This window comes from Phytobacter sp. V69 (assembly GCF_965644215.1).
Lineage (GTDB): Bacteria > Pseudomonadota > Gammaproteobacteria > Enterobacterales > Enterobacteriaceae > Phytobacter.
The window spans coordinates 1-318 of record NZ_CBFFRL010000559.1; the positions used below are offsets into that span (position 1 = coordinate 1).

Below are 318 nucleotides of genomic sequence, written 5' to 3' on the forward strand. Positions count from 1 at the left end.
TTATTATCGAGTTCGGTGACCGCCTGGACGGTCACTTCTGAGAAAAGGCATTTACACAGAATCGTGTACAGGGTCGTGCGTGAGGCGTCAAAAAAATTTAGCCCTAAGACCTTGAGTGAAGCAACTCTTTATACTTCTGCCGAACCGTGCGTCATGTGTAGTGGGGCAATCTACTGGTCTCAAATTCGCCGTCTGGTTTATGGAATTGACGCAGCCAGTCTGCGCTATTTACACGGTGAAGTAATGGCGGATTCAACTCCGAAGTGCAACGCTAAGCCGCCAATCTTAGCTCTGCAAACACCACAGACGGTTGCCTGA

The 318-nt window shown here is 49.1% G+C and carries 1 protein-coding gene; it reads left to right on the top strand.

Annotated features, from left to right (window positions below):
- The coding region (locus ACSZPU_RS26435; protein WP_499004585.1) for a deaminase at positions 1-318 on the top strand (318 nt) is incomplete at its 5' end.